Annotated in this window: 24 protein-coding genes and 1 pseudogene; 16 read left to right on the top strand and 9 right to left on the bottom strand. The window is 36.3% G+C overall.

What is annotated here, in order from left to right:
• Positions 1–125 precede the first annotated feature (125 nt).
• The gene (locus tag AC07WY_RS01805) at positions 126–896 is read left to right on the top strand and encodes an alpha/beta fold hydrolase (RefSeq protein WP_494735589.1); all 771 of its coding nucleotides are present in this window, start codon (positions 126–128) and stop codon (positions 894–896) included.
• Between the two features lie 101 nt (positions 897–997).
• Here AC07WY_RS01805 and AC07WY_RS01800 read toward each other — a convergent pair whose 3' ends face one another.
• Complete coding sequence (locus AC07WY_RS01800; protein WP_494735588.1) at positions 998–2,185, bottom strand: benzoate/H(+) symporter BenE family transporter; 1,188 nt, start codon at positions 2,183–2,185, stop codon at positions 998–1,000.
• A gap of 310 nt (positions 2,186–2,495) precedes the next feature.
• On the opposite strand from AC07WY_RS01800, the gene AC07WY_RS01795 reads away from it, so the two are divergent.
• From AC07WY_RS01795 to AC07WY_RS01785, 3 genes are all read left to right on the top strand, one after another.
• A complete protein-coding gene (locus tag AC07WY_RS01795; RefSeq protein WP_494735587.1) occupies positions 2,496–2,795 on the top strand; it encodes a hypothetical protein in 300 nt (99 codons plus the stop codon).
• Positions 2,796–2,823: 28 nt separating this feature from the next.
• Positions 2,824–3,474: a hypothetical protein gene (locus tag AC07WY_RS01790; RefSeq protein ID WP_494735586.1), complete on the top strand. Its 651-nt coding sequence runs from the start codon at positions 2,824–2,826 to the stop codon at positions 3,472–3,474.
• Between the two features lie 306 nt (positions 3,475–3,780).
• A complete protein-coding gene (locus AC07WY_RS01785; RefSeq protein ID WP_494735585.1) occupies positions 3,781–4,944 on the top strand; it encodes an MFS transporter in 1,164 nt (387 codons plus the stop codon).
• Positions 4,945–4,999: 55 nt separating this feature from the next.
• On the opposite strand, the gene AC07WY_RS01780 is transcribed toward AC07WY_RS01785, so the two are convergent.
• Positions 5,000–5,695 carry an LrgB family protein gene (locus AC07WY_RS01780; RefSeq protein WP_004821497.1) on the bottom strand — a complete coding sequence of 232 codons (696 nt, stop codon included), beginning with the start codon at positions 5,693–5,695 and terminating at the stop codon, positions 5,000–5,002.
• Positions 5,695–6,135 carry a CidA/LrgA family protein gene (locus tag AC07WY_RS01775; protein ID WP_494735584.1) on the bottom strand — a complete coding sequence of 147 codons (441 nt, stop codon included), beginning with the start codon at positions 6,133–6,135 and terminating at the stop codon, positions 5,695–5,697. Before AC07WY_RS01775 ends, AC07WY_RS01780 begins: the two co-directional genes overlap by 1 nt.
• Positions 6,136–6,234: 99 nt before the next feature.
• Between AC07WY_RS01775 and AC07WY_RS01770 the strand changes: the two genes are divergently transcribed.
• Positions 6,235–7,134: a LysR family transcriptional regulator gene (locus tag AC07WY_RS01770; RefSeq protein ID WP_494735583.1), complete on the top strand. Its 900-nt coding sequence runs from the start codon at positions 6,235–6,237 to the stop codon at positions 7,132–7,134.
• Positions 7,135–7,343: 209 nt separating this feature from the next.
• Here AC07WY_RS01770 and AC07WY_RS01765 read toward each other — a convergent pair whose 3' ends face one another.
• Complete coding sequence (locus tag AC07WY_RS01765) at positions 7,344–8,375, bottom strand: AraC family transcriptional regulator (RefSeq protein ID WP_494735918.1); 1,032 nt, start codon at positions 8,373–8,375, stop codon at positions 7,344–7,346.
• 269 nt (positions 8,376–8,644) lie between these two features.
• Between AC07WY_RS01765 and AC07WY_RS01760 the strand changes: the two genes are divergently transcribed.
• The 4 genes from AC07WY_RS01760 to AC07WY_RS01745 all read left to right on the top strand — a co-directional run bounded on the left by AC07WY_RS01760 (position 8,645) and on the right by AC07WY_RS01745 (position 12,758).
• Positions 8,645–9,142, top strand: coding sequence for a DUF2505 family protein (locus AC07WY_RS01760; protein ID WP_494735582.1), 498 nt, complete (start codon positions 8,645–8,647; stop codon positions 9,140–9,142).
• Between the two features lie 105 nt (positions 9,143–9,247).
• On the top strand, positions 9,248–10,516 hold the full coding sequence (locus tag AC07WY_RS01755; protein WP_494735581.1) for an NADH:flavin oxidoreductase: 1,269 nt from the start codon (positions 9,248–9,250) through the stop codon (positions 10,514–10,516).
• Between the two features lie 226 nt (positions 10,517–10,742).
• A complete protein-coding gene (locus AC07WY_RS01750; RefSeq protein WP_494735580.1) occupies positions 10,743–12,041 on the top strand; it encodes an NADH:flavin oxidoreductase in 1,299 nt (432 codons plus the stop codon).
• Positions 12,042–12,521: 480 nt separating this feature from the next.
• Positions 12,522–12,758: a VF530 family protein gene (locus AC07WY_RS01745; RefSeq protein WP_004720475.1), complete on the top strand. Its 237-nt coding sequence runs from the start codon at positions 12,522–12,524 to the stop codon at positions 12,756–12,758.
• Between the two features lie 76 nt (positions 12,759–12,834).
• Here AC07WY_RS01745 and AC07WY_RS01740 read toward each other — a convergent pair whose 3' ends face one another.
• A complete protein-coding gene (locus AC07WY_RS01740) occupies positions 12,835–13,173 on the bottom strand; it encodes a hypothetical protein (protein WP_494735579.1) in 339 nt (112 codons plus the stop codon).
• A 417-nt stretch (positions 13,174–13,590) separates the two neighbouring features.
• Between AC07WY_RS01740 and AC07WY_RS01735 the strand changes: the two genes are divergently transcribed.
• The 4 genes from AC07WY_RS01735 to AC07WY_RS01720 all read left to right on the top strand — a co-directional run bounded on the left by AC07WY_RS01735 (position 13,591) and on the right by AC07WY_RS01720 (position 17,435).
• Positions 13,591–14,160, top strand: coding sequence for a TetR/AcrR family transcriptional regulator (locus AC07WY_RS01735; protein ID WP_034613038.1), 570 nt, complete (start codon positions 13,591–13,593; stop codon positions 14,158–14,160).
• A 146-nt stretch (positions 14,161–14,306) separates the two neighbouring features.
• Entirely contained in the window at positions 14,307–15,326 is a 1,020-nt protein-coding gene (locus AC07WY_RS01730) for an MBL fold metallo-hydrolase (RefSeq protein ID WP_494735578.1), read from the top strand.
• 196 nt (positions 15,327–15,522) lie between these two features.
• Positions 15,523–16,071 (top strand): RrF2 family transcriptional regulator, encoded by a 549-nt coding sequence (locus tag AC07WY_RS01725; RefSeq protein ID WP_262086051.1) that lies wholly within the window; start codon positions 15,523–15,525, stop codon positions 16,069–16,071.
• A gap of 158 nt (positions 16,072–16,229) precedes the next feature.
• Positions 16,230–17,435 (top strand): NAD(P)/FAD-dependent oxidoreductase, encoded by a 1,206-nt coding sequence (locus AC07WY_RS01720; RefSeq protein WP_494735577.1) that lies wholly within the window; start codon positions 16,230–16,232, stop codon positions 17,433–17,435.
• 435 nt (positions 17,436–17,870) lie between these two features.
• Here AC07WY_RS01720 and adeE read toward each other — a convergent pair whose 3' ends face one another.
• The 3 genes and pseudogenes from adeE to AC07WY_RS01705 all read right to left on the bottom strand — a co-directional run.
• A complete protein-coding gene (gene adeE, locus AC07WY_RS01715; protein ID WP_494735576.1) occupies positions 17,871–20,984 on the bottom strand; it encodes a multidrug efflux RND transporter permease subunit AdeE in 3,114 nt (1,037 codons plus the stop codon).
• Positions 20,985–20,995: 11 nt separating this feature from the next.
• On the bottom strand, positions 20,996–22,120 hold the full coding sequence (locus AC07WY_RS01710) for an efflux RND transporter periplasmic adaptor subunit (protein ID WP_494735575.1): 1,125 nt from the start codon (positions 22,118–22,120) through the stop codon (positions 20,996–20,998).
• A gap of 97 nt (positions 22,121–22,217) precedes the next feature.
• Positions 22,218–22,400: pseudogene (locus AC07WY_RS01705) on the bottom strand (IS982 family transposase); the annotation flags it as partial.
• Positions 22,401–22,491: 91 nt separating this feature from the next.
• Here AC07WY_RS01705 and AC07WY_RS01700 point away from each other — a divergent pair.
• Together AC07WY_RS01700 and AC07WY_RS01695 are read left to right on the top strand one after the other, a co-directional pair.
• Positions 22,492–23,130 carry a TetR/AcrR family transcriptional regulator gene (locus AC07WY_RS01700; RefSeq protein WP_262086057.1) on the top strand — a complete coding sequence of 213 codons (639 nt, stop codon included), beginning with the start codon at positions 22,492–22,494 and terminating at the stop codon, positions 23,128–23,130.
• 98 nt (positions 23,131–23,228) lie between these two features.
• Positions 23,229–23,366 carry a hypothetical protein gene (locus AC07WY_RS01695; protein ID WP_419336430.1) on the top strand — a complete coding sequence of 46 codons (138 nt, stop codon included), beginning with the start codon at positions 23,229–23,231 and terminating at the stop codon, positions 23,364–23,366.
• 120 nt (positions 23,367–23,486) lie between these two features.
• Here the strand turns inward: AC07WY_RS01695 and AC07WY_RS01690 are convergent, their stop codons facing one another.
• The gene (locus AC07WY_RS01690) at positions 23,487–24,191 is read right to left on the bottom strand and encodes an SDR family oxidoreductase (protein ID WP_494735574.1); all 705 of its coding nucleotides are present in this window, start codon (positions 24,189–24,191) and stop codon (positions 23,487–23,489) included.
• A 120-nt stretch (positions 24,192–24,311) separates the two neighbouring features.
• On the opposite strand from AC07WY_RS01690, the gene AC07WY_RS01685 reads away from it, so the two are divergent.
• The gene (locus AC07WY_RS01685; protein WP_494735573.1) at positions 24,312–25,226 is read left to right on the top strand and encodes a LysR substrate-binding domain-containing protein; all 915 of its coding nucleotides are present in this window, start codon (positions 24,312–24,314) and stop codon (positions 25,224–25,226) included.
• Positions 25,227–25,502: the final 276 nt, after the last annotated feature.

The raw sequence follows: 25,502 nt of genomic DNA, 5'->3' as shown, positions 1-25,502 counted from the left end.
AGATAGTTAAGATATTGATTGTTTTTAAGTCGCAGTATTGTTAATGAATGATAAAACTATTGTTCTGCATTTCTCTTCTTGTCATCATAGTGCAAGCGCAATATTTAAATTCTGGATGGTTTTTAATGTTACTGAATTATCAATACGATCAAGCTCAAGATAGCCATGGGACTCAAAAAACCACACTGGTATTGATTCATGGATTATTTGGAAGTTTAAGTAATTTGGGCATTATTGCACGTGAATTTCAAGGTAAATTCAACTTATTGCAAATTGATGTTCGAAATCATGGCCATTCTGCACATTCAGATGAAATGAATTATCAATTGATGGCTCAGGATGTTTTGCAAACACTTGATCATTTAAATATTGAAAAGTTTATTGCGATTGGACATTCTATGGGTGGAAAAATTACAATGAAACTTGCAGGTTTAGCGCAAGATCGTATGCAAAAAATGATTGTCTTGGATATGACACCTTTTACATATCAAGAAAATCACCATGATCAAATTTTTAAAGCCTTATTTGCGGTTGAAAATGCACAAATTGAATCTCGTAAAGAAGCTACAGAGATTATGCGTCAATACTTAAAAGAAGAAATGGTGATTCAATTTTTATTAAAATCATTCAGTAAGGGGAAATGGCTGTTTAATGTCCAAGCCTTATTTAATCATTATGCTGATATTTTAAGCTGGGAAAATCAGCAGGTGAATCCTATTCCAGCATTGTTTATTAAAGGCGGAAACTCACCCTATATCTCAAAAGCTGAACATTTTTCTGCAATCGAAACCCAGTTTAGTCATAGCCAAGTTAAAGTCATTGAACAAGTCGGGCATTGGTTACATGCTGAAAAACCGGCTGTAGTCAATCAAATGATCTCTGGGTTTATAGAATGAGGTTTTAGACTCTGAATAAATTAAAACAGCATATTTAAAGGTAATATGCTGTTTATAAAATATTATTTTATAACAACTACCAACTTTTTAGTTCTCTATAGTCAAAAAAGTGTCTTGGTTTTGAATTTACCATTGAGTACAAGATATGAAATTAGACCTAAAACCAAACCCCAAAATGCACCCCCAACACCAAATAAACTGATATTGGCCGTCGTTGCGAGAAAGGTAATGAGTGAGGCTTCTCGGCAATCAATATCACTCATCGCATTTGCAAGACTTCCAGCAATTGTACCTAATAATGCAAGTCCTGCTAGAGTGCTTATAAAAGCGACTGGAAACGCTGCAAAGACAGTTGCTAACGTTACACCAAAAATTCCAACAAGAATATAAAACACACCTGCGGCAATCCCTGAAATCCAGCGTTTTGATGGATCTTCGTGGGATTCCTTTCCAGTGCAAATTGCAGCAGTGATCGCAGCAAGATTAAATGCATGTGAACCAAACGGAGCCATGAGGAACGAGCCTAAGCCTGTCACGATAAGAATCGGTTTAGCATTGGTGTGAAAACCATCATTTTTAAGAACCAGTAAACCTGGCATATATTGTCCTGTTAAGGTAATTAAAAATAAAGGTAATGCAACACTCAGTATCGAGTTTATAGAAAAAGTTGGTATGTAAAAAATAGGCGAGGCTAATTTTAGTTCAAATCCAGAGAAATCAATTCGTGATTGTAAAAGTAAGAAAATAAAGCCAAAAACCAAGACACTAATAATGGCAAATCTTGCAGAAAATCGCTTGGTGATTAGGTAAATCAAAAATAATGAAATCGCCAAAAAAGGATCAATTGTCATATTGGTAAAGGCAGCGATCCCAAATTGCAATAAAATACCTGCCAAGAGACCAGATGCAATACCCGTTGGAATTAGACGAATCAATTTTTCAAAATAGCCCGTAATTCCCAAGATCACAAATGCCAGTGCAGAAAGTAAATATGCGCCAATTGCTTCAGAATATGGCACAGTTACAAGCGTCGTAATTAAAAATGCAGCGGCAGGCGTAGACCATGCAGTGATAATGGGTTCGCGGGTATACCAACTTAATAATATTCCTGTGATACCAACCCCAATAGAAATAGACCATACCCATGAGGCAGTGAGTTCAGGGCTAAGACCAGCCATCTGTGCAGCTTGGAAGATTAAAATAAAGGTACCACCATAATTAACAATGACCGAAATTAAACCAGCCATAATGGGGGGAAGAAAATGATTAGAATGATGTTGAAAAGACATAAACTCTACCCCTAAGATTTTAAAAAGAAGTAGTAGAGTGTATTTTTAATGTGGTATTGCCATAAGATACACTTTTAATATTTTTTAAGGTACCAGTTTGGTAATCAGTATGTTTTTTGCATAAGATTGGAAGAGAGTGAATCCAATGCAAAAATTTAGAAAATCACTTAAAGTTAGAATATTATTCGATGTCTACAACTCTTAGCTTGTTTGCTCAATAAATCTAATTAAAAAGTATTATAAAAGCTAATTTAGTTGACAATTTGTTGAATTAACAATATTTTTTAAATTTTATGGAGAAGTTATAATAATGACAAACGTCGTTGACCAGTTTAATGAGGCTATGCGCCAAATTTATGATAAATCAAAAGAACTAACACCTCCATATAGACCGACGAGATTTAAAAAGATGGTGGATGAGCGTGGAGGAAAGGAAGTTGCAGATGAACTATTAAGTTCTCCAAATCAGATACATGACGGGCTTGTAGAATTAAGCTTACGTGGCAAAGAAGCATTAAAATTAACCGTAGAGTATTTAGTTCTAAATCCTCAGTTTGCAGACTTATTTACTCCTGAACAGAAAGAAGTAGCTAGAAAGCGTTTGTTGTAACTAAAAGTTGACCTACCCGAAGAAGAAAATGAATAAAATACAAATTAATGATGTGCTAACTTATATTCCTGTAATAACTATTATTCCTTTAATCATTGGAATATTTTATAAAGTCGGTTACTTATTATTATTTGATTTGCAATTTTTAATTAGCTCATTCTCATATACAGAATTAGCATTAAGTTCATATTCGTCAATACTTTTTGCTTTAGTTTCGTTATATAGCTATTCAATAATGAAACTAAATTTTTTAGAAAAGATAACTTGGAAATTTGTCGTATTTATTAATTTAGTATTTATTAGTACACATTACCTTCCTATCTTTGATATGACATTTTTTGACTTAATTCTGAAATTAGTGTTTTTGAATACAATAATTTTTTTCAATACAACTAAGAGTCTGATTGTAAAGTCTGTGTGTATTTTTATGGTATTAGTCGTTGCGCCAGCTGTGAATGGCTTGAATAAAAACTATGAATTTCCAAATGAGGCATCAAATAAAATAGTGCTTAAAGGTGACTCCACAGAGTGGTATTTAGTTGAAAAAGTAGCCGATACATTAGTTTTGGTAGATAAAGCTACTTTAGCCAGTAGAGACTATAGATACAAATTTGTTGAGCTTAAAGATGTTGAACAAATGGAAAGTAAGTTATGGCAGAATCTAAAAAAAGTACCATAAAATGCTTTTTTCTAAAAATACCATTTTCAAATTTATGCAAAAAATATGAGGTAGAACGGCCTGCCTATGATTATGAAAACATGTTTGAGCTTAATGTTTTACCGCATCAAAGATATTTATTGTTAAAATAAAAATTAAACCGCCTTTGGGCGGTTTTTTATTTTAAATCATATAGATGAATTGCAGTCTACAATTTTCAGAATTATTTTTTGTAGACTGTTGACCTGCAAAAGTAAACAAATGGCAGCAATCCACTACAACTCTTAATTGTGGTAACATATTGAAAATACAAGTGAATGCAACGATATGCAATCTATGCCAATCCAATACAGACTGAGTGGATTTTACTTTTGGTATTATTCAATAGTTGGAACTTTTTTACCGTATTGGAGCTTATATCTTCAAGATCAAGGATTTAATTATCAAGAAATCGGATTACTGTCCTCTATAGCCATTTTAACCCGTATATTTGCACCCTTTATTTGGGGATTTATCGCAGACAAAACGGGCAAACGAATGTTGTGGGTACGTGTGGCAACCTGGATGGAAGCTACAATCTGGTTTTTGATTTTTATTATTCCCAACAATATGCAATCAATTGCATTTCTGATGTTGATTTTTAGCTTCTTTCAAAATGCCATACTTGCGCAATTTGAAGGTGTAACGCTGTTTTGGCTGGGTAATCAACATACAGCATTGTATGGGAAAATTAGAAAATGGGGTTCTATTGGATTTATTATTGGCGTATTTAGTATCGGAGCGATTTTAGAAGTTATTGCAATTCAATATTTACCAATGATGTTGTTATGTATTGCATTTACAGCTTTTATTTGGTCCTTTTCGATTAAGGAACCCAGCACAGCACCGAGTGCACAAAAAATATTAGACCCATTACTTCCCATTCTAAAAAGACCAGTGGTTTTTTCATTTTTTATCATTGAATTTATTATGCTTTTTGCACAAGCACCATTTTATAGTTTTTATAGTAATTATTTAAAGCTTGCTGGTTACAGTACAACTCAGATTGGCTTTTTATGGTCAGTTGGGGTGATTGCTGAAATTATCATGTTTAACTATGCAAATTTCTTCCTAAATCGTTTTTCATGGCGAAGCTTAGTCGCGCTTTGTTTAATCATGACCAGTATTCGATTTATTTTGGCAGGTTTATTTTCAGAAAGTTTCATTATTCAATTTATTTCTCAAACTTTTCATGCATTTAGTTTTGGTTTATTTCATATTATTGCAATGCGTGTCATTTTGCAGAACTTTGCAGCCAAACAACAGGGCAGAGGGCAAGCACTATACAGTACCATGTGGGGACTTGGTGTTGCGTCAGGCAGTATTTTTGCTGGGCAATATTGGGAAAAATTATCAGGAGAATATATTTTTATCCTTGCTGGATTTTCAGCCTTGCTTGGTTTGCTATTGATTAATTTTTTACCTAAAACACTACAAACGATTCAAAGATAAATGAATCTCTTTGCAGAAAAGAGATTCAGAACATTCAAATCGATACTGTATGGGGTTAATTTAGTAAATAAACAATGAGGTGTACAATAAAAGGTCCAACCAATACCATAAAAATACCAGCTAAAACCATGGTTAAACTGGCAATAACACCTTCATCTTTATCACGCATATAAGCTTTACTTGTACCAAAACCATGTGCCGCATTACCCAAAGACGCACCTTGTGCAAAGCTTGATTTCAGTCTTAAACCGCCTAATACCAAATCACCAATTAACATACCAGTTACCCCAGTAATCATGGTGAATAAAATCACCAGTTCAACTGAACCGCCGATATGGGTTGTTAACTCCATTGCAAATGGTGTAGAGATTGAACGTGCCATTAGACTATAGGTTGTTGTTTGGTCAAAATGAAATAACTTGGCAAGGTAGAATGCACTGATCATTCCAGCAAGCATACCAATGACCACACCCATAGAAATTGAAATGAGATGTTCTTTAATGATTTGGCGATATTCAAAAATTGGGATTGCAAAGGCAACAGTTGCAGGCCCTAACATCCATATAATCCACTGACTATCAAGCATATAAGCATCATAAGAAACATGCGCTGACAGTAAAATGGTGATTAAAACAATCGGAACCAAAATTGCTGGAGATAAAATTAAATATGGAAACTTACGATAAAGTTTTTTGACCAACACATACGCGACTAATGTGATCACTAGACAAAATATTGAAATGGCAGACATTATTTATCTCCCTGTAATACATGTACGGTTTTATGAACATGACGTTGTTTCAACTTCCGCTCTAGTTTAAAACCTATATGCACACTATAAGCAGTAAATACCATCACACAAATTGTACCCAGTACAACCACAACAATCAGTTGCCAACCCTCAGTCATAAATAGGTTTTTATATTTCATTAACCCGATAAAACAAGGAATAAAAAATAGTACCAATTCACCTAGAATGAAATCTGAGCCTGATTTAATCCAATTTAACTTAAAAATACCTGTCATGAGCCCAATCAAAACCATAAATAAGCCAATCACAGCTGCCGAAATAGGTAAATTAAATTGTTTTTGAATGATTGAACCAATCCACCAAATCAAAATTAAAAGCCCAATTTGCAAAATGACTTTATAAATTGATGAAATTCGATGGCTTTGAGTACGCGTAGACATTTTATTGCAGATATTTTAAAAAGATGAGTTATTTTAGTTGCAAACATCACAGTATATTATGAATAATTAAATCATAATTATGCGTTTTTGGAATAATTGATGGACATTAAGAATCTTAAAATTTTTGTAGAAATCGTCAATTGCGAAAGTTTTACTTTGGCTGCGGATCGTTTGTTTATGACACAGCCTACACTCAGTAAATCAATTAAACATTTAGAAGAAGAACTTGGCACAGCTTTGTTTAAAAGAGGTGAAGCTGGAAGAAAAAGGGAAGTTGTACTTACCTACATTGGTGAATTAATTTATCAACATGCTTTAAATATCTTAAATGAACAAAAGCAAATATTTGAAAATATAGATCAAGTACAGCAGTTAAAAAAAGGTAAATTAACCATAGGCTTACCACCATTGGGCTCGGTATTACTTAGCCCTTTAATTGCTTTATTTCATCAGAATTATCCTGATATTCAATTGAAATTCTTAGAAGTTGGTGCCAATGGTATTGAGGAAGCAATTGCTGATAAAAGTATTGATGTTGGGATTTTACTCGGTAATTTAAGACCAAGTTTTGCGGCAATTCCTGTGATAGATTCACCAATGTGTTTATTGGCTAAGAAAAATTCACATTGGAATCAAAGAGATTCAGTAAATTTGCATGAGCTTAGAGAAGAAACTTTTTTACTTTACGCTGATTCTTTTACATTAAATAAGATGATTATACAGGCTGCAAATTCTGTAGGTTTTGAACCCAAAGTGGTGTGTAAAAGTAGCCAGTGGGACTTTATCACCAAAATGGTGGAGTTTAATATGGGGATTGCCATATTACCCAAAATTTATTGTGATCAGTTAGATCAGGGGAAGTTTTGCTCAGCAATCCTTAATGAGCCTAAATTACATTGGACATTAAGTATGGCTTGGAATACGACTGTAGCAATGAGTCCAGCAACCAAAGCTTGGTTAACGATTGTAGAGATGCATCGAGATAAAATTCATTTCTAGATTAATTGATAGCTTTTAAGTCTTAATAAATTAAGATTAGTGTGGCTTAGGTTTAAATTTTATAATTATTAAAACTATTTATATCAAATGTTTAATTATATTAATTTCGCATAATGTATATTATGTTAAATAAATAACACCTAGCATTTTATTCATTAATATTGATATAGACTAGACTTATGATAACTTCTCGTCAAGGATGATTAATATTATTCTCTAAACTTAATTTTCATCTCATCTCTTACTTGCTGTGGAGTTTTACCAGACCATTCTTTGAAAGCTCTAGTAAATGGACTATGTTCTGCATACCCTAACAACAATGCTATTTCTACAATTTGTAATCTTTGATCTCTTAGATAAGATTTTGCCAACTCATATCGCACAAAATTCAACTCCTTTCTAAAAGTTGTTCCCGCTTCTTTTAATCGTCTTTGAAACGTCCGACGTGAATAATTTAGTATCTCTATAAGTTGTTCTACGTCGGGTTCACCTTGAGGGATCAAGTAAGCGATCTGCTTTCTAACTTGTTCAATAATTTCGTCATTATGTGGCAAACTTGCAAGTAAAGTGTCCGCATGCTTCTCTAGTATGGCAACTAAAGTCGCATCAGAGTTTTTAAGCGGTATCGTTAGCATTTCCATATCAAAGCGCATAAGCGGTATAGGCTGTTCAAATAGAACAGGACACCCGAAAAAATCTTCATATGGCTTGATATCTGTTGGTTTCTTATGAATAAAATGAACAGCTTTTAATTTATCTTGGCCCTCTATTAGATTTCGACAAAACTGGATTATCACGGCCCAACCCGTTTCATCAGATAAGCTATTGACTTGATAGTCTTGAACCTCCCATGAAATTTCTACATAGTCAGTATGCATCAGGACAGATGCGGGAACAACATCATATAAAAGGCGATGATAACGTTCAAAACGCTCTAAGACTGCGCCAAGATTTTCACAAGCTAGAAAAACAGAACCTAAAATTCCAAGATGCTGTGCCGTAATCGTTTGACCAACATGTAAACCTATTAAAGGATCATTCAAATATTCCCTTGCAATAACAAGCAACTCTTCCCAATGATCAACATCGATCCCACCTAAGCCGCTTGAATCGACTACAGGCCAAGGTTCGCCAAGAATTTTTTCTGGGTCATGACCTTTTGCCTCAAGATATTGAAATAATAGTCGAACGTAGGTTTCGGGAATCTTTCTACTATGTAACGGTTTATTCAATCCAATAATCTCGTTCCATTCTAATATGGCACAAAGTATCAAATAGTTTTCTTTGAGGTGTCAAGTAAATCTAAATTAATGTACAACATTCAAGTATATAAAATTAAAACTAATTTAAAAAACCGTAAAAATAATCGATCTATAAAAGTTTTACTCGTTTTTATATTTTGGCGCAAAGTATCAATTCTTTGGCATTTCCCATCAAGCCTTAAAAATTAATTTCATTAATGATGTTGTGTATGAACAGTACGTCTACCCAGCCTTAAAGGAGTTAGGAAATGGCACATCGCTTTACGGTAAAACAGGAGTTAGTACCCTGTACATTGGCAGAGGCCCAAAAAATACTGTCAAATCAAAAGTTTCATCTAAGTGTCTGCTCAAAAGTACCGTGTGAAAATTTAGAGATACTCAATAAAGAATTTACGGGTTCAAAATATTACCTTAAACGGTCCCAAAATCTAGATGTAAATATCCCAGAAATGGCAAGAAAGTTCTTAAATGGAGCATTCAAACTTGTTCGTGAAGATCATTGGGATATTGAGCATTTAGTCTGCAAATCCACTTTTCAAATGAATATGCCAAGTAGTTTTAATAACCAAGCACGTTATTCAATAGAAAATGGAAAATTGACAATCACTGTTGACTGGGAAGTTAAAGTGAATGTTCCCCTCATTGGCAACATGCTTGCAAAACATGCTGAGTCTGAAATTCGACGTTTTAGTGATATTGAATTGAAAATTGTATGTGATGAAATTAAAAGCAATGCATATATTTGATTAATTTAGATATTTCCAATCTTCAGAAATAGTGCAATTCATTAATCTGTTGACACTGCTATTTCTGGGTAATTAGAACGATCATATTTTAAGGAAGTCAAACAAATGTCTTCAAATTTTATATTAGAAAATCCAATTTATTTTGGGTCTTTGAAAGTTTCAGGACGAGTATTTAAAACGGCAACTCATGAGACTCTAGCCACTGATGAAGGGTTTATGACCGATGAAATATTAGATTTTTATCGACCTATGGCGGAGTCTAAATTACCTTTAATCATCACAGGAAATATTTTTGTTTCTTGGCAAGGGAAATCTGGTGGTAAACAGTTAGCTTTAGATCATGATGATAAAATTCTGGGAATGAAGAAATTAGCGGATATGTGCCACCTATATGGAACAAAGCTAATCGCTCAGATCAATCACGGTGGATCTCAAATGCGTTCACCTGCTGAAGGTATCACTGATTATCCCGTTACATCTACTGGTCGCTTACACCCTACTTTATTGGGAATTTCTCGCTCCTTAAAACTAGAAGAATTTCCTGATTTAATTAAGTCTTATGCAGATGCCGCAGAAAGAGCTCAAAAAGCAGGTTGCGATGGGGTGCAGATTCAAATGGCTCATGGCTATTTGATTAGCCAGTTTCTGACGCCAGGCACTAATCGGAGGAAGGATAAGTATGGTGGAAATGCTGAAAAACGCATGAATCTGGCTTTAGAAATATATAGAGCGGTTCGGGAAAGAGTTGGTCCTAATTATCCAATTATTGCGAAGCTAAACGGATCCGATGATCGTCCAGGTGGGGTTAAGCTTGAAGATCAAATCATGTTAGCAAAGCAACTTGAAAATGAAGGTTTAGATGTAATTGAAATTACTCGAGGACATTTTTCCACAATCCCAAGTACATTGTCTGGAAAATGGTCTGGTTTTATAAAAAGGCAAACTCAGGTCGGCATGGCTTCCACATTCCCATTATGGCAGCGTTTGTTTATGCGTGTTATTGCAATTTTTTTTGAACCATTTCTCAACCATAATTACCCTGCCCGCCAAGGCTTTAATGTGAGCTATGCTGAGGAGTTTAAAAAGGCACTCACTATTCCTGTATTTAGTTGTGGTGGATTTAATGACAAAGCTTCAATGGAAAATGCTGTTCGAGAAAAACGAATAGATGCAATTTCTATAGGACGTGGCTTGATCGCAAATCCTTATTTATTCCATCATCTATATCATCCGATTCCACAAGCCCCCGTTTGTGATTATTGTAATTTATGTATTGGAAGTGCTGGTGGTCAATTAGGTGTAGGTTGCTTCAACCCTAAAGTGCAACCAGATCGTGATCGCATGCTTAAAGCCAGAATATTCCATTCAAGTTAATATATTTCAACCATCCAGAAAGATACTCTAATCCTCACTCTAATTACTTTGTTCTGAGGATTAGATACCCTTGGTATGTAAATATTGTATTTCAAAGAATTAAAGATTTTTCTAAAAGTTAAAATTGAATCAAAGATAAATTTTTGAGCGTATAGATCGATGGAAATAGATACTTTCAAATAACTTTTAGATTCAGTCAACTGAAAACAAATAGCGATAATTTTCTATGAAACAATTCAATGATAAACCTCAGGAAAAACCAATAGAACAGCTTTTATATCAACCGTTGAAGATTGGTAAAATGAATGTTTCTGGACGTGTTTTTAAATCTGCAACGAGTGAAACAAGAGCAACAGCCGAAGGGTTTGTTACAGATGAGTTAATAGATTTTTATTTACCCATGGCAAAAGCAAAGACTCCTTTAATTTTTACTGGAAATCTTTGTATTTCTAAGCAAGGTCATTCAGCAGGTAAACAGGCAAGCATTGATGCAGATGATAAAATAACAGGTTTAAAAACTTGGGTAGACGCTATACATGCACAAGCTCAAACAACTAAGTTAATTGCACAACTGAATCATGGTGGCCGTCAAGTTGTCAGACCAAATGATGCAGATAATCCTGTGGTGTCTGCATCAAACGTAATGGAACAATCATTGGGTACAAAGCCTCGTGCTTTACAGCTAAATGAAATTCCAAAGATCATTGATGATTTTGTTAGAGCTGCGGTTAGAGCGAAAATGGCGGGCTTTGATGGTATTCAATTGCATTTTGCTCATGGTTATTTGATTAGCCAATTCTTAGCGCCTTATACCAACCGGCGAAATGATTTATATGGTGGCAATCTAGATAATAGAATGAGATTACCCTTACAGATTGTTAAAGCCATTCGTCAGTGTGTTGGAGATGATTTTCCGATTTTGGCCAAAGTAAATGGTACAGATGCTCTCGCTTTTCGACGAGGTGCAACCACTGATGAGTTAGTGACTTTTGCAGTTGCTCTACAAAATGAGGGAGTTGATGCGATTGAGATCAGTCGAGCTCATTATGAATCTGTTCCACCCATGTTATCTGGTTCTTATCATGGGTTCTTAAAAACAAATATAGAGCATGGTTCGGGAATGGGTTTTTCATCTACTCGAAAGAAAATGGCCTTGTCCATGTCCCCCATGATTGAAAGCTTTCTCACTTGGTCAGCTCCAAAAGGTGAAGGTTATAACATGCCCTATGTAAAACACTTTAAACACGCACTGGATATACCTGTGATTGCAAGTGGTGGGTTTGTCTCAAGAGAGGTGATGGAAAATGCCTTAATTAATGGACATAGTGATGCTATATCGTGTGCCCGTGCATTTATCGCAGATCCTTATCTTTACCATAACTTGTATCATTCAGAGTTTGATTACCCAATTTGCCAGTATTGCAATAAATGTATTGCTCGTTTAGGGGGAATGGCGGTGGATTGCTATGAACCAGAAATGTCAAAAAAACGTCAGATAATGCTAGACACAGATATTCTTTTTTAAAGTATGAATCTTTTAGTTCATGAACTTGGGTTTTAGTTTTTTTGTTATTATGACTATAAGTTATTTAATTTAAAGAATATAAATGGATAGATTCTTATGAATCAAATTTTAGGTGAACATAAGTTAAATAAGATATCTAGGACTGTGAATACACAACACTGTTTGTAGCTACAGCTCAGCAACGTGAATATCTGCGATTATAATTCACGTCGCTGAGTATCCCAAGTAACATAATATAAGTTATGCAGAAATCAGACATACAAGACTTATGCATCAGAGCGATGCTTTAACAAGCCTTATGATGCTGACCTAATATCTGGTAAAGGCTGCTACTCTGTATGCCCTAATTTATATTTAGAAAAAATTTAACTAGAAAATAAGCTGTAATTTTCTATGTTATTTACGTTTAAATACCAATTCTCTCTTTTTTTAACCAGCTCAGGTTATAATAAACACCTCCCAAAATATGGTTGATCTATTATGAATGCCTCCAATGACCCTCTACATGGCAAAAAACTTGCTGACATTTTGGATGAATTATTGGATTACTATGATGGCTTTGAAGGTTTAAGTCGTAAAATTGAAATTAGATGTTTTTGTATAGATCCAAGCGTTAAATCATCATTGCGATTCTTGCGTACCACACCATGGGCACGTGAAAAAGTGGAAAGCTTATATTTGTATGTCTTACGCCAAAAAGCCAAACAGAAATCGTAGCTAACAAAACTTAGCCTCAGCATAATATAAGCTATGCAGAAATCAGATCAGTAATCGACTTTATATGGTTATGACTTCAATGTACTTTCGTATTTGCTTCAGTTAAATAAGCTTTCTTCGATGTCTTATTCCATAAACACAGTTCTTGCCCTGTTTTGTTTTTCATATGTGCTTGCGGATATTTTCCTTGAATCAAGAGTGCCGAATATCCAACACGATCATCAAACAGCATGACATTGCTTACTGTCTTAGCATTTTTAAGTTGACTTGCTTTTATACAAGCCGTTTTTATTTCCTGATCATGCTTATTCCATGCCTGCTCGGAACTTCCGAAAGTTACGCTAGTCATAGCAGAACTTGCCACAAAACTTAAAATAGAAAGATATTTTAAAAATATACGATATCTCAATATCATGATGATTGTCCTGTAAATTCGAGTGTCTGGATCTATACTGAAACAATCTGATGAGATAATCTAGCAATTTACACATGCTGTAACAGCAGATATTCAGGATTACACATATCTATAAAAAGTTGTCCGTGATTTAAATTTTAAAATATAGATCAAAGACTTAAAAATAGTTCTATTCTATAGAAGCATTACCTGACTCACGTGATTCCATACAGTGATCAATAATTTCTCGCGTCTTATCAGTTGCCGAAATTATAATTATGACTATTAATTAAAGCGCTAACTTTGCTGTGTGGCCCTGTCTATGTGATGCATCTATAGCTTGTGATCTTGAAAAGCCCATCCCTTTTAAAATATATATCTTGCGCTTTATCTATTTTTATGTATGATTGAGTAATCACTCAATTAATATATTTGTCTATGGCCCGTCCTCGTAGTGAAGATAAACGTAATGCAATTTTAAATGCTGCTATTGAAACATTGGCAGAACTTGGAGAGCGTGCATCTACTTCAAAAATAGCCAAAGTCGCTGGTGTAGCAGAAGGTACTTTATTTACTTATTTCAGTAATAAAGAGGAATTACTTAACCAATTATACCTTTCGCTAAAGGCTGAACTGCGTCAGGTCATAATGCTGAATTATCCGAACAATTCAGACCTACAAAGCCAAATGTTTTATATCTGGCAAAGCTATTTGGACTGGAGTTTAGATGCCCCACTCAAACGTAAAGTGATGGCACAGTTGTCGACTTCAGAACAAATTACAGAGCAGAGTAAACACATTGGTATGCAAACTTTTTGTGATTTTACTAGGACTATTCAAGAACATATTGATGACGGCAAATTAAGAGATTATCCACCCTTGTTTATCGGTTCGATTTTGGGTGCACTTGCCGAAGTCACACTCAACTTTATTGCTCAAGACCCTTCTCAAGCTGATCTTTATCGGAAGTCAGGTTTTGAAGCTTTTTGGCATGCAGTTTCAATGTAGATAAAGACTAAAGTAAGGATGTGCAGCATTCTTATTTTTTTAAATTAATTAATGAGTGATTAAATACTCATTTAAATAAATCAAAATAAGCACTTATCTCAAGTTCTTATTTACAGATATAGCTTGCTCCACTCAAGGAAAATAAAATGACAATTTCAAACGCAACAGACTTGCCTTCTCCCTTCATGTCATCACAGCAGCACAATGGGAAATATAGCAATACACGGCCGAATCTGCACATACATTCTTTCGGAAAAACGCTAGGCTTAATGTGGAAATTTTTATTTAACAAACCCAAAAATACGGTGCCAAGCCGAGAAATTCCTGTGTTAAGTTTATCAAAAGAACAACTCATGAGTGCACCAGACCGTTCTTTATTTCGTCTTGGGCATTCGACCATTTTATTAAAATTGCGTAATGAATTTTGGTTAACCGATCCTGTTTTTTCTGAACGTGCATCGCCTTTTCAGTGGATTGGCCCAAAGCGTTTTCACCAACCACCGATTAGCATTGCGGACTTACCTCCCATTAAAGGTGTGATTTTGTCGCATAACCACTATGACCATCTCGATTACCATGCAGTAATCCAACTCAAAGACAAAGTTGAACACTTCTTAACACCACTTGGTGTTGGTGACACACTGATTAAATGGGGCGTGCCAACTGAAAAGGTTCAACAACTTGACTGGTGGGAAACAACCCATGTAGATGGTCTTGAGCTGATTGCTACCCCTGCCCATCATTTTTCAGGCCGTGGTATGAGTGATAGCAACGCAACGCTTTGGGCATCGTGGGTGATTATTGATAATGATCTACGGGTGTTTTTTAGTGGCGATACTGGTTATTTCGATGGGTTTAAAGAGATTGGACATCGTTATGGTCCTTTCGATCTTACCATGCTAGAAACTGGGGCGTATGATCCAGAATGGCCAGATGTTCACATGCAACCTGAGCAAACTTTACAAGCGCATATCGATTTAAAAGGACGTCATTTGTTACCTGTCCATAATGGGACTTTTGACTTGGCCCTTCATGCTTGGGATGACCCATTTGAACGTATCGTGGCTCTGGCTCAGCAAAATAGCTTAGCAATAAGTACCCCTCAAATGGGTGAAGTATTGAACTTAAACCTGCCAAATGTCGAAAATTATTGGTGGCGTTCGTAATTTTTTTCAATCATTTTAAATTATTTACGTCCCTCAATTCTCTTTTAAAAGTATTTATATTCAGTGATATAGCCCTATTCTTATTATTTATTTTGTCTCCCAGTAAAACTAGGACTAACTTTGTCTTAGTTTTTTGGTTGACTTAAAACACAGACTACATTAGTCTGTGTTTGTAATTGATCAATTATGAAATGAAATGGCTTATATCACTAGTAGCGTCGAGTATGCGATTCACTGTCTTCTTTTTCTTGTAAATAATGAAGATAAACCATTGAGTAGTAAGGATTTAGCTGAATTGCAAGGTGTCTCTCCTAGCTTTATGGCCAAGATATTTCCTAAACTTGAAAAGGCAAAACTTGTTTTGGCGCAAGAAGGCGTTCGTGGCGGGTATTTACTGGCCCGATCTGCTCACGAAATCAGTTTTCTCGATATTGTGAATGCAATCGAAGGTGAAAAACCGCTTTTTGAATGCCAAGAAGTACGTGGAAAATGTGCAGTCTTTAATAATGCCCCACCCAATTGGGCAACAAATGGGGTTTGTGCCGTACATGCAGTTATGTTGCAGGCCGAGAAAGCGATGCAAGATGCATTAGGCGCGCACACACTTGGTGATATTGCAGACCGTTTTGGTCGTTATGCACCTGATGTATTTTTTAGTGATGTGAATGGCTGGATCAATAAACGCATCGAAGGAAGAACAGCAAAAATGCGGAAAAGTAAAATATCACGCGATATTCCCGACTAAGCAGTGATAGGACTTAGCGTCTTAAAGTAATCACTCCCCTAACCTTTTTAAACCCCTTCTCAGATTTTTCGGACAGTCAGAGAAAGGATTCGCTCACCCAAAATTTTGGGATGAGCTGGAATTTACATGTCCGAAAAATCTATCAAAAGGATAATCAAATGAGTAAGCGTATTATTATTGCAGGTTCTGGCTTTGCTGGTTTATGGGCTGCACTTGCCGCACAACGAGCAATTCATTTGGCTGCGCAAGAACAAAATATTGAAGTGCTGATGGTTTCCCCAAGCCCGAATGTTGATATTCGTCCTCGTCTTTATGAAGCTGTACTTGAAAATATGTATCCTGATATATTAGACATATTAAATGTCGTTGATGTTAAATATGTCGCTGGCTGGGTAAATGAAGTGAATGCTGCGGCTCAAAATCTTGTGATTACAACGATCCACGGCGATCAACAAAGCTTAAGTTATGACCGTTTTATTTTGGCAACGGGAAGTACTGGCTATATGCCGCCTATATCTGGTCTTAAAGACTATGGATTTAGTGTCAGCACTTTAGCAGATGCTGAAAAACTAGATCAGCATCTTAAAAGTTTAGCCAGTAAGCCTATAAGTGCAGCACGTAATACCATAGTCGTTGCTGGTGGTGGACTGACTGGGCTTGAAACAGTTGCCGAAATGCCTGAACGCCTGCGTAGCATTTTAGCTGAAACTGATGTTCGTGTGGTTTTAGTCGATTCATCAGCAGAAATTGGTGCAGCATTGGGTGACGACGCTGCAGTGGTAATTCAAGAAGCTCTTAGCGAACTAGGCGTTGAAGGTAAAGCTGGGCTACGCGTTACTGCACTTGATGCTTCTGGAGTAACGCTTTCTAACGGCGAAAGAATTGAAACAGAAACTGTCATTTGGACTGCGGGCATGCGAGCGAACTCGTTGACCTCTCAAATTGTAGGTGAAAAAGATAATTTAGGTCGTATTTTAGGTGATGCTTATTTACATGCACCAGAGACAAAAAATATTTTTGTGACGGGTGATACTGTAAAAGTTCCAACCGACAATTTAGGTAATTTTAACGTGATGTCCTGTCAGCATGCCATGAGCCTAGGCCGCGTAGCGGGTTACAATGCCGCGGCAGAATTGGTAGATTTGCCATTACATGCGTATAGCCAACCAAAGTATGTGACTTGTGTCGACTTAGGCCCATGGGGAGCCCTTTACACTGAAGGATGGGATCGAAAAGTTCAATTTGTACGTCACGAGGCGAAAAAAATTAAGCAAGAAATTAATACAGTATGGATTTATCCGCCAGTTGCAGACCGTGAAGCTGTTTTTGCAATAGCAAATCCTGATTTTGTAATTGTCCCTTAAAATTAGTTTTGCTAATGCAGATCATTTTATTTAACTCTCCTAAAAGTAAAGCCATCACTGATTTTGCTTTTAGGTGTTTTTGAGTCATTAAGTTATGACTTTTCTAACTCTTTCTTCTATTATCACTAAAGCCGTTTTTTAGCAGAAAATGTGTTTTGTCCTGTAATTAATGTATGTTGAGATCATTGTCATTAGTTCATGAACTTAATTTACTATTTTTGAAAATTATCAGTTTAAATTATTAAATTTAATAAGTATATTTCTCCTTTCCTTATAATTATGAACTAGATTTTATATAAACATAAGTTAACTAAGATATCCAAGACTGTGGCTAGACAACACTATTGTTGCCACAGCTCAGTAACGTGATGATCCAAGATTATACATCACGTTACTGAGTATCCTAATGCACATAATATAAGTAAGGACCTTACATCATTTATTAGGAGAAACTTTCAATCTTATAGATACCTTACGTACCAAAAAGAAAAATAATGGAACAAAGAAAATTGAAAGCAATGTGCCGGATATCATCCCTCCTGTTACAGCTATACCAATTTCTCTTCTACTCGCTGCACCAGCTCCTGTTGAAACTGCCAGTGGTAAAACACCAGCAACAAATGCCAATGAGGTCATGATAATGGGTCTTAATCTTTGACCTGCACCCTCAATAACAGCCTCTATTAATGACTGACCCTCTGCTAGTTTCGCTGCTGCGAACTCTACAATAAGAATCGCATTTTTAGCTGAAAGACCAATGGTTGTCAGCATCGCGACCTGAAAATAAATGTCATTAACATATCCTGCAATACTAGCTGCAATAACAGCACCAATTAATCCAAGAGGGATAACAAGCAAAACGGAGAATGGAATTGACCAACTCTCATATAATGCAGCTAAGCATAAAAAAATAAATATGATAGATGCCAAATATAACCAAATCGTCTGACCACTCGCTAACTTTTCTTGATAAGACAAGCCACTCCATTGAAGACTAAAGCCTTGTTGTTGATCAATGAACTGTTGCATTTTATTCATTGCAGCCCCTGAACTTTCACCAGTTGCGGCAGAACCTTGAAGCTGAACAGATGAAAGACCATTAAAACGTTGCAACATCTGCGGTCCCATTTGCCAATTAACAGATGAGAAACTAGCAAATGGTGTCATTTCTCCTGTCGTTCCTCTTACATACCACTGACCAATGTCTTGTGGTAATGACCTATATGCCGCATCACCTTGTAAATAAACGCGTTTGACACGACCTCTATCAATGAAGTCATTAATATATGAACCACCCCATGCAGTTGATAAAGTACTACTAATATCAGTCTGTGCTAAACCGAATGCACTTGCCTTACGTTGATCAATATTGACCTGTAATTGAGATTTATCTTCGAGTCCATTTAATCGAACCGCAGCAAGTCCAGGATCTGCACTTGCCTCTTTTAGAACCGTACTTTGTGCAGCTAACAAAGCATCACGCCCTTTACCCTCCGCATCTTGCATCCATAATTCAAATCCACTGGATTGACCTAATCCACGTACCGCTGACGGAGAAAGTACTTGAACCCGCGCTTGTTTCATTGAGCGAAAATGTGCATTTGCACGAGAAATAATTGCCTCGGCAGTATTATCTTCTCCCTTACGATCATCCCAATGTTTTAGACTGGCAAATGCCATACCTACATTCTGACCGCTACCAGCATTATTTCGTCCCATAACCATAAAAATAACGTTCAAGTTATCTTTCTCATTCGTCATGAAATACTCTGAAATTTGGTTACCTATTTCTTGGGTTTCAGCTAAGGTCGAGCCCACAGGCGTACTAAATTGGACCATGACAGAACCCTGATCTTCTTGTGGGAGGAAGCCCGTATTCATTCGTGTGTATTGCCACCCTAATAAAGCAGTGATCACAACAAATAAAACCACAAATATTTTAGGTTTATTGATGATCTTAACGAGTACATTACGGTATTTGGACTGACTTAGCTCTACTTTTTGATTGAACCAAGTAAAGAAACGTCTCTTTTTATGCTGATGATTGTTAGGTCTAAGTAAAGTAGCACATAAAGCTGGAGATAAAGTTAGGGCAACCACAGCAGAAAGCACCATCGCTGAGACTAATGTCACAGAAAATTGCCGATAAATCATCCCTACGGAACCACCAAAAAAAGCCATCGGTAGAAATACAGCAGACAAGACCATCGCGATACCAACTAACGCACCTGAAATTTCTTTCATAGAAATAAGCGTAGCTTCTCTTGGATCAAGACCTTGCTCATGCATTACACGCTCAACATTTTCTACAACGACAATTGCATCATCAACCAAGAGTCCAATCGCCAATACCATCGCGAACAATGTCAATGTGTTAATGGTATAACCCAATACACTCAGAATTCCAAAGGTACCTAACAAAACCACTGGAACAGCAATTGCAGGAATTAATGTGGCGCGCCAACTTTGTAAAAACACGAACATCACAATAATGACAAGGAAGATTGCCTCAGCTAGGGTCTTAATCACGCCTTGAACAGATGCTTCTACAAATGGAGTACTATCACGTGGATATGCCACCTTTAAACCTGCTGGCATGGATGCTGTTAATCTTGAAACCTCTGCTTTAACACGTTCAGCTGTTTCAAGAGCATTTGCACCTAACGCTAACTGAATTGACATACCTGAAGCATATTTACCATTCAATCTCGTGGTCGTCTGATAATTTTCTGCGCCTCGTTCGACATGAGCAACATCTTTTAGCAATATTACACTGCCATTTGGCTCAGTCCGCAAAATAATATTTTCAAATTGACTTACCGTTTGTAAACGAGACAATGCAGTAACAGTTGCATTTAAAGCTTGGTTTTCTTTAGTCGGTAAAGCTCCAAGCTCACCTGCTGTGATTTGAGTATTTTGAGCTTCAATAGCAACTCTAACATCGGATGGCATCAAGCTATAACTATTTAGCTTATGCGGATCAAGCCATATTCGCATCGCATATTGCGCACCAAATACTGTGATCTCACCAACCCCATCTACCCGACTTAGTGGGTCTTGAAGTGTACTTACCATGTAATCAGATATATCAACATCTGATCTAGCACCACTTTCATCATAAAGAGCAAAAACTAACAAACTGTCTCCTTGAGACTTTGTAACGGTTATGCCCTGTTGTTGAACTTCTTGTGGTAAACGACTCAATGCCTGATTTACTGCGTTCTGTACCTGGACTTGAGCTGTATCAGGATTCGTATTTTGATCAAAACTCAAACTAATACGAGCCTGACCGGCTGAACTACTTGTAGATGAAAAATAAAGTAAACCATCAATTCCTTTAATTTGTTGCTCTAATATTTGAGTAACACTATCTTCAACTGTACTGGCTGATGCACCAGGATAGTTTGCTGTTACATTTACACCGGGAGGTGCAATATCAGGATATTGCTCAACAGATAAAGTGAAAATGGAAATTGCACCCATCGCCATAATGCATATGGACAGTACCCAAGCGAATATCGGACGAGCGATAAAAAAACTAGACAGCATACGAAAATTCCTCAGCGAATGAGTGTAGGCTCAACGGTCATACCTGCACTTAATCCTTGCAGACCTTCGACAACAACTTTATCTCCAGAACGCAAACCAGATAATACTAACCATCGATTGTCTATGGCTTCGCCTAACGTAATCGCTCTTTGTTCAATTTTATTCCCTTGTCCAATAACCCATACAAATGCCTTACTATCAGCATTTCTAATTTCAATCCCTTGGGGAATTAATAAACTTTTTGGACGTGGTCCTGTACCAAGTTGTGCCCGCACATACATTCCTGGCAATAAAGATTGATTCGGATTTGCAAATGAAGCTCTTAATGTGATACTCCCAGTTGCTTCATCTACTGTGGTATCACTAAACTTAAAAGTTCCCTTTTCTTGATAGTTCATTCCATTATTCAACTCCAAACTTACAGTTAACTCCACAGGCTCTATTCCATCTTCTGTAAGTTGTTTCCGAAGCGCCATATATTCATCACTGGATTGAGTTAAATCTACATACATTGGATCTAAATTCTGAATAGTTACTAGAGCATCTACTTGACTAGATGTTACAAGGGCTCCACGGGTAATCGCAGATCGACCGATTCTCCCCGAAATTGGAGCTGTGATTTGAGTATAGTTAAGATTGGTTTGTGCAGTTTTTAACAATGCTTTATTAACGTTCACTGCAGCCTTTGCTTGCGCATAAGCTGCTCTCGCATCATCAAGCTCCTGACGACTAACACCATTGACACTAATTAATTGCTCATAACGTTCAGCTTGAAGGCGAGTTGAATTTACCGTTGCCTGAGCCAATTCAAAATTACCTAATGCCTCTGCAAGACTGTCTCGATAAAGCGTTGAGTCAATTTTATAAAGCGGCTGCCCCTTTTTAACATATGAACCCTCTTGGAATAGCTGCGCAACAACTACACCATTTACTTGAGGTCTAACTTGTGAAACTTCCGATGCAACTGTCCGGCCAGCTAATACGCGGTCAGTTTCTATAGTTTCAGGAGTTATCGTCATCACACTCACCTGCTGTGTTACTTTTTTTACAGGTTGGTCTGAATCACACCCATTTATAAAAGGGAGTAAAACAACGGAAAAAAATATTTTATAACAAGGAAATCTCAAATCAGGCATATCTAGAACCATAGACTTATAGATAATTTATTTACTTTACTGTAAAGTAAATAATATTGATAGATTGAAAATTGTAATTAACCTGAATCTTGCTTTTGATCAGATGAATTATATGTTGATAACAAGGTAGGCTTCTAAACAAATGGGACGAGTTAATACTGAGCATTGAGTGAGGAATCCTTAAGCATCTATGGTTTTGCTTTAAGAATTTCCAATAAATTGATTCAAATTCTAGAAAGAAATCATCAATTAGACAGAATAATTGGGTACTATCTAACATAAGGACTGGGTTGTGAGTTTTGTGTGGTAACTCAACTGATGCCTCTATCCTCTTTTTTTAGTCAATTTCTTATCCGCGATTCAGGTTAATTATGTTAAAGAAAAGTCGAGGACGTCCTTCTAAAGCTCGTCCAAATATTATTTTGGCAGCACGTGAGCAATTTCTTGAACATGGTTTAGATGTAAGTCTAGATAAAATTGCGGTAAAAGCAGGAACTACGAGACAGACACTTTATAATCACTTCCCAACAAAAACAGCTCTACTCATTGAAATTTTTGAAAACTTCAAAGCAGAAATGGAGACACCATTTGATGAGAAGAATAATTTAAATGAAATAATGATGTTAGAGCAGCTATTAATACAAATAGGCCAAACTGTTCAAAATCATTTCTATAATACTAACGTAATACGTCTTCAAAGGTTAATGATTATAGCATTAGTAGAAATGCCAGAAATACTTGAGCAGGTTCAACAACGTACGTATGGAAGTATCAAAAAATCGATGATCAATATTCTCGAATCAGCTAACAATGCGGGAATTATCAAAATTTCAAATTCTGAAGCAGCAGCTAAAGCGTTCCTTGGTGCTGTTATGGGCTATGCGTATCCTGCAACATTATTAGGTGGTGCAGTTCCCACTTCTGAAGAGTTACAACAGTTGAATGAAGAAGCCTGCCGTACTTTTCTAAGCGCGTGGCAATTTAAAATTGAAATGGATAGCTCGAAATAATTAGATTTTGATGAGCGTAAATATCTGAAATTAACACATCAGATATTGCCTCTAGACGGGTTGTAACAGATTTCGCTAAAGAAGAGATTGAACCTTCATTGCTAAAAAATTTGCCTTTAGGCGAACTTACGCCTGCACGTGATGTTGCCGAAATGGTTGCTTTTCTTGCAACAGGACGCTCCTGTCATAGTACTGGTGCAACAATTGACATTACCAGCGAAGATTACGCGCGTTAGACATTTAATATAGTAAGCAAACATAAATTCAATAAAATTAATCATGTATCTAATCATTAGATTATTCTATTCAGCCTTATCAACTCATTGATAAGGCTGAACTAAGGTCATCATCATGAATTAAACTGAACGAGTGATACCGCCATCTACACGAATATTTTGCCCTGTGATATAACCTGCGCCTTGTGAAGCAAGAAAACTGATAGTTGCAGCAATTTCTTCACTGGTACCATAGCGTTGCAACGGCACAGATTGGCGACGTTGTTCGGTTTCAGGCAAACTATCAATCCATCCTGGTAAGATATTATTCACACGAATATTTTTTGCCGCATATTGATCCGCTAAAATCTTAGTAAACGAAGCCAGTCCTGCACGAAAAATAGCTGAGGTCGGAAACAGGTCACTGGGTTCAAATGTCCACGCACTCGAAATATTGATAATCACCCCTGCATTCTGCTTTTCCATGATCGGAATGACTAAGCGAGTGGCGCGAATAATATTCATTAAATAAGTATCTAAACCTAAATGCCATTGTCCATCAGTGATTTCCAAAATAGGTGCACGTGGACCGTGTCCTGAACTATTGACTAAAACATCAATCCTCCCCCATTTTTGATATGTTTGCTCAATCAGCTTGTTGATATCAGCTGTAGATTGATTGGTACCTGTCACACCAATGCCATCGAGTTGTTTAGCAAGCTCTTCTCCTCTACCTGAAGAAGAAAGAATACCCACATGGTAGCCGTCTTGATTTAATTTTCGTGCGGCTGCTGCCCCCATACCACTTCCACCAGCCATGATTAATGCTACTTTTTCTACAGTCATTTGTGCTATCCTCTAAATGTTTTATGATCGAATATATATAAATACTGCAACTAGAATAGCATTAAGCTCCGTTGATCTGGTTTGACCTTTTCTCTTAATTGAATGTAGAAAAACTATAGTATGACGCTACTCAATCGCTTACCACCTTTGAACGCATTAAAGGCCTTTGAGGCCGCCAGTCGGCATTTAAATTTTAAATTCGCTGCCGAAGAGTTACATGTCACTCAAAGTGCAATTGCGCAGCATGTCCGTCATTTAGAAGAAGAATTAGGAATAAAGTTATTTGAGAGACATTCGAAAGGCGTAAACTTAACAGCGAATGGTCGAAAATATGCCGCGAGCATTACTCAGGCTTTTAGTTTAATTTTTGAGGCAACTCAATCGTTTCACCATTCAAATCAGCAGATTACATTGAGTGTTACACCAACTTTTGCAGCGAAATGGTTAATTCCTCGATTAAATCAATTTAGACAATCTCATCCTGATATTGACTTGCAGATTTTGGCTACAGAACGAGTTTCCCATTTTCAAAATGATGCTGTTGATTTGGCAATTCGTTATGGTAAACCCCCATTTGGTACAGGTTTAAATACTGAATTACTGTTGCAAGACACCTTTATTGCGGTGGCAAGTCCTGAGTTAATCAAGTCACTTAAGCTATCAAATCAGGAATCTTTAGAGATCAGCACCTTAGACCAGTTCACCTTATTACATGATGCACATAATCTTTGGCCGCATTTTATTGAGAAATTAAAATTCAAGAATACGCAAAATCTATTTAAAAATATCCGCTTTAATCAGACTGCACTTGCGATTGATGCTGCTATTGCTGCTCAAGGAATTACTTTAACCCATCCAATATTTGTACATTCAGAGTTAGTGTCTGGAATACTTATTAAAGTTTTTCCACAGGAGTTAGCCATGGAAACAGGATTTTATGTCGTTTATCCACGTCATACCGTTGGTGCTGAAGCCTTATCGAAAGTTCATCATTGGCTATTTACTCAATTTGATCAGCCAAAAGCATCTGATTAAACTCGTGTTGAAGATGAGGCTTAGTATGTTGATATTAAAATATTTTTTAAGTTCATAGTTAATTTAAAAAGATATTCAGTTTTTCTTTATAAAAAATAAATTCGCAATTTTCACCCTATTCTATACAGCATAACAAAATTCAAAATCTTTTATAAAAACATGACTTGTTAACAAAATTAATTATATATTTTATATATAAATAATAAGAATAATGATTTATATAATTTAATGAGAATCATTATTGATAATTAATTATCCATATGTTACTTTTTGTAA

It is taken from the genome of Acinetobacter sp. GW821-FHT01C12 (genome assembly GCF_059422625.1).
Note: the sequence above shows the minus strand (reverse complement) of the source record. Positions and strands in the feature narration are given on the sequence as shown.

Coding starts and splice junctions, on each gene's coding strand:
- AC07WY_RS01805 (WP_494735589.1), top strand. CDS start 126: ATGTTACTGAATTATCAATACGATCAAGCTCAAGATAGCCATGGGACT.
- AC07WY_RS01800 (WP_494735588.1), bottom strand. CDS start 2,185: ATGTCTTTTCAACATCATTCTAATCATTTTCTTCCCCCCATTATGGCT.
- AC07WY_RS01795 (WP_494735587.1), top strand. CDS start 2,496: ATGACAAACGTCGTTGACCAGTTTAATGAGGCTATGCGCCAAATTTAT.
- AC07WY_RS01790 (WP_494735586.1), top strand. CDS start 2,824: ATGAATAAAATACAAATTAATGATGTGCTAACTTATATTCCTGTAATA.
- AC07WY_RS01785 (WP_494735585.1), top strand. CDS start 3,781: ATGCAATCTATGCCAATCCAATACAGACTGAGTGGATTTTACTTTTGG.
- AC07WY_RS01780 (WP_004821497.1), bottom strand. CDS start 5,695: ATGTCTGCCATTTCAATATTTTGTCTAGTGATCACATTAGTCGCGTAT.
- AC07WY_RS01775 (WP_494735584.1), bottom strand. CDS start 6,135: ATGTCTACGCGTACTCAAAGCCATCGAATTTCATCAATTTATAAAGTC.
- AC07WY_RS01770 (WP_494735583.1), top strand. CDS start 6,235: ATGGACATTAAGAATCTTAAAATTTTTGTAGAAATCGTCAATTGCGAA.
- AC07WY_RS01760 (WP_494735582.1), top strand. CDS start 8,645: ATGGCACATCGCTTTACGGTAAAACAGGAGTTAGTACCCTGTACATTG.
- AC07WY_RS01755 (WP_494735581.1), top strand. CDS start 9,248: ATGTCTTCAAATTTTATATTAGAAAATCCAATTTATTTTGGGTCTTTG.
- AC07WY_RS01750 (WP_494735580.1), top strand. CDS start 10,743: ATGAAACAATTCAATGATAAACCTCAGGAAAAACCAATAGAACAGCTT.
- AC07WY_RS01745 (WP_004720475.1), top strand. CDS start 12,522: ATGAATGCCTCCAATGACCCTCTACATGGCAAAAAACTTGCTGACATT.
- AC07WY_RS01740 (WP_494735579.1), bottom strand. CDS start 13,173: ATGATATTGAGATATCGTATATTTTTAAAATATCTTTCTATTTTAAGT.
- AC07WY_RS01735 (WP_034613038.1), top strand. CDS start 13,591: ATGGCCCGTCCTCGTAGTGAAGATAAACGTAATGCAATTTTAAATGCT.
- AC07WY_RS01730 (WP_494735578.1), top strand. CDS start 14,307: ATGACAATTTCAAACGCAACAGACTTGCCTTCTCCCTTCATGTCATCA.
- AC07WY_RS01725 (WP_262086051.1), top strand. CDS start 15,523: ATGGCTTATATCACTAGTAGCGTCGAGTATGCGATTCACTGTCTTCTT.
- AC07WY_RS01720 (WP_494735577.1), top strand. CDS start 16,230: ATGAGTAAGCGTATTATTATTGCAGGTTCTGGCTTTGCTGGTTTATGG.
- adeE (WP_494735576.1), bottom strand. CDS start 20,984: ATGCTGTCTAGTTTTTTTATCGCTCGTCCGATATTCGCTTGGGTACTG.
- AC07WY_RS01710 (WP_494735575.1), bottom strand. CDS start 22,120: ATGCCTGATTTGAGATTTCCTTGTTATAAAATATTTTTTTCCGTTGTT.
- AC07WY_RS01700 (WP_262086057.1), top strand. CDS start 22,492: ATGTTAAAGAAAAGTCGAGGACGTCCTTCTAAAGCTCGTCCAAATATT.
- AC07WY_RS01690 (WP_494735574.1), bottom strand. CDS start 24,191: ATGACTGTAGAAAAAGTAGCATTAATCATGGCTGGTGGAAGTGGTATG.
- AC07WY_RS01685 (WP_494735573.1), top strand. CDS start 24,312: ATGACGCTACTCAATCGCTTACCACCTTTGAACGCATTAAAGGCCTTT.